Annotated in this window: 3 protein-coding genes; all 3 read right to left on the bottom strand. The window is 54.9% G+C overall.

The genetic code is table 11. From position 1 onward, the window contains the following. The coding region (locus B2R17_RS14945) for a hypothetical protein (RefSeq protein WP_286764610.1) at positions 1-858 on the bottom strand (858 nt) is incomplete at its 3' end. 13 nt (positions 859-871) lie between these two features. Then, complete coding sequence (gene rbfA / locus B2R17_RS14940) at positions 872-1,285, bottom strand: 30S ribosome-binding factor RbfA (protein WP_008661811.1); 414 nt, start codon at positions 1,283-1,285, stop codon at positions 872-874. Positions 1,286-1,437: 152 nt separating this feature from the next. Further along, positions 1,438-2,724 (bottom strand): translation initiation factor IF-2 (gene infB / locus B2R17_RS14935; protein WP_286764609.1); only part of this gene is annotated, 1,287 nt, incomplete at its 5' end.

Below are 2,724 nucleotides of genomic sequence, written 5' to 3'. Positions count from 1 at the left end.
CTTTTGCTGCACCGACGACTTAGTCACGCGACTGCCTTTCTTGGCGCTTCGTTTGACCAAGACGGCCGACTTCGCTTCCGCTTCTTCAGCAGCTTCCGCTTCGGCTTCTTGTTTAGCGGCTTCGCGTTCTTCTTTCTTGCGAGCCTTCACGCGTTTGATCGCGGCTTCCTTGCTGGTCAACCATTCGTCGAGTTCTTTAGAACTACCTTTGGCAACCGATTCGAGGAAAGTCCGAGCGGTCTTGTCCTTCGGATCCATCAACAGTGCCACGGCTGGTTGATGCATCAAGGCTGCGAACTCAACGCCTTTGCTCTTTGGCACGGCTCGTTCAAGTCCTGGAACGCGACCATCGGACGCTTCCGCTTGGCTAGCGATACCGGTGACCAACATCACGACCATGGCGGAGTAATCGATTGGGATCGAGTGACCACCGAGTCCATGCTGAATGATGTAGCTGAGCACGAAGGGAGTCATCGAAGACATACCTTCGAACTTCGCCACGGCTTTGCCGAGGTTTTCTTTTTTCAGGTGATCCAAATCAAAGCTGTAGAACTCTTCAAAGATCGCTTGAAGAATGGACTTCAAACGTTGAGCGGCTTTGTTCGGATCTGGAAGACTCGACAAAACGGCGGCCAACTCAGTCACCGTGGTGACGCGGACTTCGTTCCAATCGAAATAGTCTTGCTCCAACTTCGCCAGGCCTTCGTCGGCCAAATCAGCGGGGCAATCTTCGAGCAGGCAGGCATACAGCGCGTGTTCGAGGAGAGGACGCGACGGGGTGGCGGGGGCCACGTCGTAGTGTTTTTTCAAAGCTGTCTGCAGCTTTGTAATCAGTTTCGCGCGGTTAGTGGCTGACATCTAAATGCGGTAATCAATCGTTTGAGTGGGGAGTGGCGTCTTCGCCAGAATCATTTTGGTCACGATCGTCGGTCGCGCCTTCTTTTTCTTGCTGAATCCGGGCAAGAATCTCGCTCACCGTCATCGCGTTCTCTTGGCCACGATCGACCTCGAACCGCAACTTGGGCGTGTAGCGGGTATCCATTCGGTTGGCAATTTTGCTTTGCAGGAACCCAGCTGAGTTTTGCAGTCCACGCAGCGACAGGTTCTTCTGAGACTCGTCGCCCATCACGCTGACCTTGACCTTGGCCTCGCGCATATCGGGTGAAACCTCGACCCCAATGACCGTGACGTCACGAACACGTGGGTCACGGACTTCGGTCACGATCGCATTCGCGACCACTTCGCGGATCGCTTCGGCGGCTTTGAGCAAACGTCGACTGGACAAAAGACAAACTTCAACAGAGAGGAGCGTGCAAACGCATCAGAAAAAACGTCACGCGGGCAATGATGCCCGCATCGACCGCTGGACTGAACTCATTCCGTGATGGTCGCTGACGACACATCGATGCCATGTGCCGTCAGTTTCCGACTCGAAGATCAATCGAGTTTTCGAGCGACTTCTTCAATCTTGTAAGCTTCCAATACATCGTCTTGTTTGATGTCGTTGAAGCCTTGAAGACGGATACCGCATTCCATGCCGCGGGGCACTTCCTTGACGTCTTCCTTGATCCGACGAAGCGTGTCGAGCTGGTAATCGCCGATCGTTCGCCCGTCTCGGTTGACTCGAATGCGGCAGTTTCGCTGAATCGAGCCCTGTGCGACGTAGCAACCCGCGATCGTGCCAACTCGGCTGATCGAGAAGACTTGCTTGACCAACGCACGGCCGAGTTCGACAACGCGTTCTTCTGGTTTCAAACGTCCTTCGATCAACGCACGGATGTCATCGGTCAACTTGTAGATGACGTCGTAGCGACGGATCTCAACCCCGCGTTCTTCGGCCAGTGAACGAGCTTTGTCATCGGGGATCACGTTGAAGCCCAAGATGACCGCATCGGAAGCACTTGCCAGAGTCGCATCGGCGAGCGAGATGCCACCAACACTGCGTTGCAGAACTCGAATCTCCACTTCGGGATGGTCGAATTTGCTCAGTTCTTTGTCGATCGCTTCCAGCGAACCACGAGCGTCGGCTCGAATGATCAAGTTCAGCTTCACGGTGTCAGCCGATTCACCAAGCTTGCCGTCTTCCAGCATCTCTTGGAACGAGTCGAAGCTGACCTTAGTCGTGATACCCGACAGGCTCTGACGACTCGATTCGCCTTCACGAGCACTCGCGATTTCGCGTGCCTGTGAAATGTCCTTCAGGACGTGGAATCGATCGCCCGCGCCAGGAGGCGTGTCCAGACCCATCAAACTGACAGGAGTACTTGGCCCTGCTTCCGTAATCGGTTTGCCAGTCAATGTGTCTTGCATTGCACGGACGCGACCGTGAGCCGGACCGCAAACCAAGATGTCACCAACTCGAAGCGTACCGTTCTGAACGATCAGTTTCGCAACCACACCGCGGTCGCCCTGCTGTTCCGATTCCAAGCAAACGCCCAACGCCGATCGATTCGGGTTGGCCGAGTACTCGTTCAGTTCAGCGATCGTTAGCAACGTGTCCAACAACTCGTCCATCCCGGTGCCTTGTGTGGCACTGGTTCGAACGATTTCGACATCGCCGCCCCATTCGCTGGGCGTGAGTTGGTGTTCGGTCAATTGTGTCATGACGCGGTTTGGATCAACCCCTTCGAGGTCAATCTTGTTCATCGCAACGACAATTGGCACTTCAGCCGCTTTCGCGTGACTGATCGCTTCTTCGGTTTGCGGCATGATGCCGTCATCGGC

This window comes from Rhodopirellula sp. UBA1907, assembly GCF_002337565.1.
Taxonomy (GTDB): Bacteria; Planctomycetota; Planctomycetia; order Pirellulales; family Pirellulaceae; genus Rhodopirellula; species Rhodopirellula europaea.
This window is presented reverse-complemented; position numbering and strand designations above follow the sequence as displayed.